Raw genomic sequence first — 7,388 nt, 5'->3', positions numbered from 1 at the left:
TTAGCCCGGATATTTCACGAGTTGGGTGCGCTCATATGCAAGGCATCAGAGCTGAAGATGTAGTGGTTTACCTCAAAGCTCTGATAACGCGGCAGATGAGTGCACCCGGCTCGCCCGAAGGGTGAGAAAATCAAACAGAATACCGGTGATTACATTTAGCATTTTTGAAACGACTAAAAATATGACTGCAAAAAACTGTAATTATGAATTATTCCTTAGATCTGATTGTTTTCTCATGAAATATCCGGGTTAGGTGTTCTTTGGTCCGAGGTTGAAATTCTGAGTTGAACCGGTGATGAGTTATTCCGGGGAGGCTCGCTGTGGCAGGGGGAAGAGGTGCTGGATAGACACGAGATATTTGAGTCCCGCTTCGTGGCCTCACGTGAAATCGAGGTGTGGCTGCCGCCGGGTTATGAAAAAGGGGGCAGAACCCGTTACCCCGTCATCTACCTTCAGGATGGACAGTACAATTGTCTTCCTGCCGATAATCTCTTGGGGTGGGGGCTGTGTGAGACGGTGGCTCGCCTTATTCGAGAGGAGGTGATTCCTCCGGTAATTCTCGTCAATATCTGGAACACATCTGAACGATGGCGTGAGTATGTCCCCTGCAAACCCGTGGATCGCTTTGCCACGGACACAGAGAAAGCTCGGATTCGAAGGCGGGGAAACAGGCATCTCTCGGATTTGTACCTTCGTTGCTTGACGGAGGAGCTGGTGCCCTTTGTGGAAGCCTCCTATCCTGTACAGGCTGACGCGGGGGGCCGTTTTCTCATGGGGTCCAGCCTGGGGGCCGTTATCTCTCTTTATGCCCTGTGTGAATATCCCGATCTTTTTTCCGGCGCGGGCTGTCTCTCCACCCATTGGCCCTTGAGCGGCGGGGTTCTTCTCCCCTACATGCAAGAGGCACTCCCCGATCCCCAAACCCATCGTCTCTACTTTGATATCAGCACCGAATGCCTGGACCGGCAGTATGCCGAGTATCATCCCCGGGTGGCCCGGATTCTTACAGAAAAGGGCTATCGGGAGAATCAAAGCTGCATGAGTCGCATCTGGCCAGGGCACGATCACTCAGCCTCTTCCTGGGGCCAACGGGTTCATGTACCCCTAACGTTTCTTCTTAAACCTGTTTCACCATAAAGAGGGTTCGCTCGGAGCCATCGTTGCCGGTGAGGGTTGAGAATCCCTTGGCCTGGTAAAGGTTGAAGGCGTCTGCGTTGTGTTCGTAGACCTCCAGGGAGAGCTTGCAGCACCCCCTTTTTTTTGCTTCTTCTCCGATGGCTTGCAGCAAAGCGGTGCCCACGCCCTGTTTTTGGGATCCTGCGCTCACGCCGAGGTCGTGAATGTTCAGGACAGGCAGGGCTCGAAATGTGGAAAATCCTTCGATGGCCACGGCAAACCCAGCGGGTTTGTCTTTTTTATAGGCGAGAAAGACGACGACATCAGCGCGCCTCCGGATCTCTTCCACAAGGTTGGACGGGATGTCTGTCGTGGGGGACTCGGCGAGTGTGTCGATGCGGTGGGTGTATTCGGAAAAAAGCGCGTTAAAATCCGTTATCTCTTCTGGGGTGTTGAGCTGGGTTACCTTTACATCTGGCATTGATCTGACTCCCTGAGCATTCTGCGGTTGACTTGATTCAGCAATGGGATGAGATATGCCATAGCCCTGCGTGAAACGCAAGTGGGTGTGCCTCAGAGCAACGATCAAAAAAGCCTGCCTCCGGCGGCAAGGTGAGCCACCTTGAAAGCTGATTGCGAATGCACTTTCCCCCTCGTTCCTCGGGGAAAATTACATCCGCCTTTTATTCAGGGTATGCTGAGAGCCTCTTGTCAGGCAGCTGTTTATCAAACTTTTCAAAAGTAGTGCCGCCGGAGGTTTTTTTTGCCTTTAGGGGCAGGGCTGGCATTGAAAATACAGCTCCGTTGTCTGCTGGATGATGAACTGTTTTGAGTTGATGATTTTTTTCCGGGCCTCTTCCTTGCTCTGATGCCCGCTGTCGATGCAAAGAACCCCTTGAGGATCCAGGATACGGTGGATATCTTTGAGCATGGCGGTGGGGTCCGCGACCATGTGAAACATGTCCATGGCGTAGACGAGGTTGACGGTGTGGTCGTCCAGGGGCGTCTCGTAGTTTCGGGTGAGGACACCCATGACGTTGGTGAGTTTCAAGCGGAAGGCTTTTTCATTGACCGCCTGGATGGCCAGCGGGTGGAGGTCTACCGCGGTCACCAGGCCCGTGGGCCCCACCAGCCGGGAGGCGGTGGGAAGATACGAGCCCGGCCCGCAGCCATAATCCACCACGTGCATTCCTTCCATGATTTGAAATTCATTTAAGACGTCGGTGCGCCTGCTGAATAGATCCCTGAACCGGAAGACCAGGGCCATGAGTCGAAAGGCCGTGTTGGATAGATGCTCTTTCATGGTTTCTACCTTGGACTTTTTAAAGGGTGGGCCCCCGAAAGGAATGCCGGAGGCATAAGCTGTAAAGTTATATCGGTTTTTTAAAAAAAGTTGACGCGTGATGCGAAGTCCTTGATTCGTTGCCGATAGCCCTTTTTATACCTGACAAAGCCTCGTAACTCCACCCCAACGTATTTTACGATTTTTCTCTGCCTTTTGGTTTGTGGCCGCTGGCTGTCTATTATCTGTGTCCTTCGTTGTGTGGTTATGTAAAACTGTGTCTATTGAAAATGAAACGAACTGTATCTTTTGACCTTCACGGGATCGGGGTAGGGTAAGCGCATGAAAACAATCGGCACAGCGAAAAAAGAGAGACAGCCCCTTTACGAGGATGTGGCGTATCGCCTCTCCCACATGGTGGATGAGGGTACTTTCAGGCCGGGTGAGAAGGTGCCGTCCATTCGTGCCATGAGCCACCGGTTTCAGGTGAGTATCAACACGGTGAAGACCGCCTACGGCATGCTGGAGGACCGGCGTGTTATCGAAGCACGGCCCCAGTCCGGCTACTACGTCTGCGCCAGGCTTCCTGCCTTGCCCCGTGAGCCGGATGAGCGTCGGCCTCTTCTTAATGCGGCCGCTGTGGAGGCGGGTGAGATGGTGTCCCGGATTATGCGGGATGTCAACGACCCGGGGCGGGTGCAGTTTGGGGCGGCGATTCCTGACCCGGCCCTTCTTCCATCGGAAAAGCTGGGCCGGATCATGGCGTCCGAGTTGCGCCGGAGCCCAGACCATGGGACCGGCTATGCCATGGGCAATGGTTCCCAGAAACTTCGCAACCAGATCGCGCGGCACATGCTCAAGGCCGGGGTGACCCTGGCCCCGGATGAGATTTTAATCACCTCCGGAGCCACCGAGGCGGTTTTTCTGGCCATGAAAGTCCTGTGCCGTCCCGGTGACACCGTGGTGACCGGTGCCCCTGTCTACTTTAATTTTCTCCAGATGTTCAGGGAGCTGGGGCTGAAAGTCCTTGAGGTGCCCTCGTCCCCCGTGGACGGGATTCACCTGGATGCTCTGGAACGCGCCCTTTCCCGGAACCGGGTGAGCGTCTGTCTTCAGGTGACCAATTTCAACAATCCGCTGGGGGTCTCCCTTTCAGAGGAGAAGAAAAAAGGTTTGGTGGCTCTTTTAAAACGGTATCGGGTGCCCCTTGTTGAGGACGATATCAATGGGGACATCGCCTTCGACGGTATTCGGCCCGGGGTCTGCAAAGCCCATGATGAGAGCGGCCTGGTGATTCTCTGCTCCTCTTTTTCCAAGACCCTGGCCCCGGGGTATCGGATGGGATGGATGGCTGCCGGTCGATTTTTAGAGCGGGTCCGGCGCCTGAAGATGGTCACCTCCCTGGCCACCGCATCTCCCACCCAGCTGGCTGTGGCAGAGTTCCTGGCCAACGGGGGCTACGAGCATCACCTGCGCAGGCTCCGCCGAACCTGCGCCGAGCGGGTGGCGGCCATGGGAGAAAGCGTGGGCACTTTTTTCCCGGAGGGCACCCGGGTAACCCGGCCTAAAGGGGGGTTCACCCTCTGGGTGGAGATGCCCGAAACCGTCGACTCCATGAAACTTTATTCGGCCCTGGAATCTAAAGGCATCACCGTGGCCCCGGGTGGCCTTTTCTCCACGGGCGACAATTTCCGAAATTATCTTCGGTTAAACGCCGCCGCCTTCACTCCGACGACACAGTGGGCGCTTGAGGCAGTGGGCGAGGCCGCAAGGCGACTTGTTTAAGAGCGGCTGTGAGCTGTTCGTCATGTATTTCACCCTGAAATAACGATTCTAGTAGCGCATTCATAAACCCGCTTTCAATGTGGCTCACCTTGCCGCCAGAGGCTGTATTTTACCCATAGAAAAGAGATGCATGTTATGAGAAATGTCTTGTTTTATTTGATGACGATTTTGATTTGGGGGTCGACCTGGTTGGCGATTACCTTTCAGTTGGGGAGTGTGGATCCCATGGTGTCTGTGGCATACCGGTTCTCCCTTGCGACGGTACTGCTCCTGCTCTGGTGTTGGGTCAGAAGGCTCCGCATGCGGTTTACGATGGGGGAGCATCTGGCCATGGCTACCCAGGGGGTTTTTCTCTTTGGGGTGAACTACTGGCTCTTTTATCTGGCGGAGCTTCACATTGCCAGCGGGCTGGCGGCCGTGATCTTTTCTACGGTGATGGTGATGAATGTGATTAACGGGGCGATTTTTCTCAAGAGCCCCATTGATATGAAGGTGGTGGCCGGGGGCGCATTGGGCCTGGTGGGGATCGGGCTGGTGTTTCAGCCGGAGCTCACCTCCTTTCATCTGGGGGACAGCGGGGCAAAGGGGCTTCTCTTCTGTTTTGTGGCCACCTATCTCGCCTCCATCGGGAACATCCTCTCCGCCCGCAACCAGGCGCACGGGCTTCCCGTGGTTCAGACCAACGCCTACGGGATGATGTACGGGGCGCTTCTCATGCTGGGGCTCTCCGCGATTCTGGGGCGATCGTTTGTCTTTGAGGTGAGCGGGCTTTATGTGGGGGCCATGGTCTATCTGGCGGTTTTCGGGTCCATCGTGGCGTTCGGGTGTTATCTCTCCCTTGTGGGCCGTATCGGCGCAGACCGGGCGGCCTACGCCACCCTGGTTTTTCCCGTGGTGGCCCTGGTGATCTCCACCATCTGGGAGGGATATCAGTGGAGTACGCCCGCCTTTTGCGGGGTGGCCTTGATTCTTTTGGGGAACCTGCTCCTGTTGAATCGAAAAGCAGGGAATAAGAAGCCGGAAGAGCTCCATTCCACATTAGCAGAGCCGGTAACTGATGCGAACTAGCCAGCAGCCTTCTATGGTTAAAGTACGGGGCAAAAACGTGCCTCCGGCGGCAAGGTGTGCCACCTTGAAAGCGGGTTTGCGAATGCGCATCGGGTGTCGTAACTCCGGGCTGAAATGCGTCCGCATTCGCGTGGAGTGCAAGGGGGCGCACAATGCGTCGCAAGTTCGTGTGCTGTAGGTGGGTACAATTTAACTCGTGAAATATCCGGACTAACCCGGCTCGCCCGAAGGGTGAGAAACGCGAACAGATAAGCCTTATTTATCGGGGTGACAACGCCTGTCGACAACCACGCATTTTACCGCCAGGTTAATATGGATAAGGAAAACGAAGAAATATGGATATTGTTTTACAGGTTTGGGGTGGTTTGTTTTACCTCATAAATAAAATTTGTTTTTCTCTCGCTGAGGGGAGCGACGAACAAAGGAAGAAACAGCTGAAAATTTGGGGCTGGGTGATTTACATTCTTGGGGTTCCAGCCTGGGTGACTATTCTCATCCTCAAACACAACTGGATTGCAGCATCGATTGAGGCTGGCGGTGTTCCTTCCATGCTGTTCGGTTTGTTCTGTGTTTATAAAAACAATAAAAAGATCAATCCGATGTTTGATTTTGTGGCCACTGTTTGTACGTATTCTTTTATGATTTTTGGTGTGAGCTACAGTCTCTACGATTACCATGGGATCCATTCTTTGTCTCAGTTGTTGGAGATCGGGGTGATGATCGGGTTTTTGCTGGGAAGTTATTATCTGGCTAAGAATAAGAGTATCGGCTGGTTGTTTTTCATGCTTATGAACGCAAGTATGGGGACATTAATGATCGTGCAGGATAAACCCATTTTAGCCCTCCAGCAGGTTGTGTCCTTGTGCTTTGTTGTGTACGGCTTTTTAAGCGCGACCCGGACGGGAGCCGCAGGAGGTCGGATGAAATGGAATCGAAAGGAGGTCGTATGAAAACCATTGGGATGTTGGGTGGGATGAGTTGGGAATCCACGGCCAGTTATTACAAGGCGATTAATGAAGGGGTCAGGCAACGGTTGGGTGGTCTGCATTCAGCAAAGATCTGCCTGTACAGCGTTGATTTTGAGGATGTTGAGCGGCTTCAGTCGGCGGGCGACTGGGGCGCAGCCGCCGATCTTCTGGCCGATGCCGCTGCGGCGGTTCAGGCCGGAGGCGCTGATTTTTTTATGATCTGCACGAACACCATGCACAAGGTGGCACCGGAGATTGAAAAACGCCTCTCAATTCCTCTGCTTCACATTGCCGATGCCACGGCTGAAGCGCTTGTGTCCAATGGGGTGACCCGTGTGGGGCTGTTGGGCACGCGGTTTACCATGGAGGAAGATTTCTACCGGGGCAGGCTCCAGGAGAAGTATGGGTTGGAGGTGATGATTCCCGATGCAGACGCCCGGGAGGATGTCCATACCACGATTTATTCGGAACTCTGCCTGGGGCAGGTGAAGGAGAGTTCCCGGCTGCGGTTTCTGGAGGTGATTCAATCACTGAAGAACCGGGGGGCGGAAGCCGTGATCTTAGGCTGCACCGAGATTGCGAGTTTGGTGAGGCAGAGTGACACCTCGGTGCCCTTGTACGATACCACGGGGATTCATGCCGCCAGAGCGGTGGCCTACGCCATTGACGGCTGACGGTCGGGTGTTTGTTTATTGTGGAAAACGGGTATGGGAAAGGCGTGGAGCTTTAGCCCGGATATTTCATGAGAAAACAATCAGGGCTTAGGAATAATTCGTAATTACAGTTCTTTGCAGTAATATTTTCAGTCGTTTCAAAAATGCAAAATGTAATCCACGGTATTCTGTTTGATTTTCTCATCCTTCGGGCGAGCCGGGTGCACTCATCTGCTGCGTTATCAGAGCCTTGAGGTAAACCACTACATCTTCGGCTCTGATGCCTTGCATATGAGCGCACCCAACTCGTGAAATATCCGGGTTAGGGCTCCGCGCCTTCTTTTGGCCCCAGCCTAATTACATGAATAGCCAAACCTGCCTCGCATCCGTTATCACATCCGGCCTCGATCATCGTTTCGGCCATCAGCGAGTCGACATCACCACCTGAACACACTTGTCCCCTGGAGCGCCGCACTCCGGTGCGGCATGGGTAACGACGAACTAAAAAGCCGCACC

Annotated in this window: 8 protein-coding genes; 5 read left to right on the top strand and 3 right to left on the bottom strand. The window is 54.0% G+C overall.

The features are described 5' to 3' along the window. Nucleotides 1-336 precede the first annotated feature (336 nt). Nucleotides 337-1,137: an alpha/beta hydrolase-fold protein gene (locus Q1Q75_RS22080; RefSeq protein WP_300675312.1), complete on the top strand. Its 801-nt coding sequence runs from the start codon at nt 337-339 to the stop codon at nt 1,135-1,137. Here the strand turns inward: Q1Q75_RS22080 and Q1Q75_RS22075 are convergent. Together Q1Q75_RS22075 and Q1Q75_RS22070 are read right to left on the bottom strand one after the other, a co-directional pair. Continuing rightward, entirely contained in the window at nt 1,118-1,597 is a 480-nt protein-coding gene (locus Q1Q75_RS22075; RefSeq protein ID WP_300675310.1) for an N-acetyltransferase, read from the bottom strand. The two genes, Q1Q75_RS22080 and Q1Q75_RS22075, sit on opposite strands and share 20 nt — an antisense overlap. Before the next feature lie 288 nt (nt 1,598-1,885). Beyond that, nucleotides 1,886-2,419 carry a class I SAM-dependent methyltransferase gene (locus tag Q1Q75_RS22070; protein WP_300675308.1) on the bottom strand — a complete coding sequence of 178 codons (534 nt, stop codon included), beginning with the start codon at nt 2,417-2,419 and terminating at the stop codon, nt 1,886-1,888. 321 nt (nt 2,420-2,740) lie between these two features. Between Q1Q75_RS22070 and Q1Q75_RS22065 the strand changes: the two genes are divergently transcribed. The 4 genes from Q1Q75_RS22065 to Q1Q75_RS22050 all read left to right on the top strand — a co-directional run bounded on the left by Q1Q75_RS22065 (nt 2,741) and on the right by Q1Q75_RS22050 (nt 6,893). After that, nucleotides 2,741-4,183, top strand: a complete 1,443-nt coding sequence (locus Q1Q75_RS22065) for a PLP-dependent aminotransferase family protein (RefSeq protein WP_300675306.1) — start codon at nt 2,741-2,743, stop codon at nt 4,181-4,183. A 135-nt stretch (nt 4,184-4,318) separates the two neighbouring features. Continuing rightward, nucleotides 4,319-5,251, top strand: a complete 933-nt coding sequence (locus Q1Q75_RS22060; protein WP_300675304.1) for an EamA family transporter — start codon at nt 4,319-4,321, stop codon at nt 5,249-5,251. Nucleotides 5,252-5,586: 335 nt separating this feature from the next. Further along, entirely contained in the window at nt 5,587-6,201 is a 615-nt protein-coding gene (locus tag Q1Q75_RS22055; protein ID WP_300675302.1) for a hypothetical protein, read from the top strand. Continuing rightward, entirely contained in the window at nt 6,198-6,893 is a 696-nt protein-coding gene (locus tag Q1Q75_RS22050) for an aspartate/glutamate racemase family protein (RefSeq protein ID WP_300675300.1), read from the top strand. Before Q1Q75_RS22055 ends, Q1Q75_RS22050 begins: the two co-directional genes overlap by 4 nt. Before the next feature lie 301 nt (nt 6,894-7,194). Here Q1Q75_RS22050 and Q1Q75_RS22045 read toward each other — a convergent pair. Further along, nucleotides 7,195-7,388, bottom strand: a 194-nt coding sequence (locus Q1Q75_RS22045) for a hypothetical protein (protein ID WP_300675298.1), incomplete at its 5' end; no start/stop codon positions are given.

The organism is Desulfoluna sp. (assembly GCF_030145185.1).
Lineage (GTDB): Bacteria > Desulfobacterota > Desulfobacteria > Desulfobacterales > Desulfolunaceae > Desulfoluna.
The sequence above is the reverse complement of the archived record's forward strand: the minus strand, read 5'-3'. Positions and strand labels throughout refer to the sequence as shown.

Coding starts and splice junctions, on each gene's coding strand:
- Q1Q75_RS22070 (WP_300675308.1), bottom strand. CDS start 2,419: ATGAAAGAGCATCTATCCAACACGGCCTTTCGACTCATGGCCCTGGTC.
- Q1Q75_RS22065 (WP_300675306.1), top strand. CDS start 2,741: ATGAAAACAATCGGCACAGCGAAAAAAGAGAGACAGCCCCTTTACGAG.
- Q1Q75_RS22075 (WP_300675310.1), bottom strand. CDS start 1,597: ATGCCAGATGTAAAGGTAACCCAGCTCAACACCCCAGAAGAGATAACG.
- Q1Q75_RS22055 (WP_300675302.1), top strand. CDS start 5,587: ATGGATATTGTTTTACAGGTTTGGGGTGGTTTGTTTTACCTCATAAAT.
- Q1Q75_RS22050 (WP_300675300.1), top strand. CDS start 6,198: ATGAAAACCATTGGGATGTTGGGTGGGATGAGTTGGGAATCCACGGCC.
- Q1Q75_RS22060 (WP_300675304.1), top strand. CDS start 4,319: ATGAGAAATGTCTTGTTTTATTTGATGACGATTTTGATTTGGGGGTCG.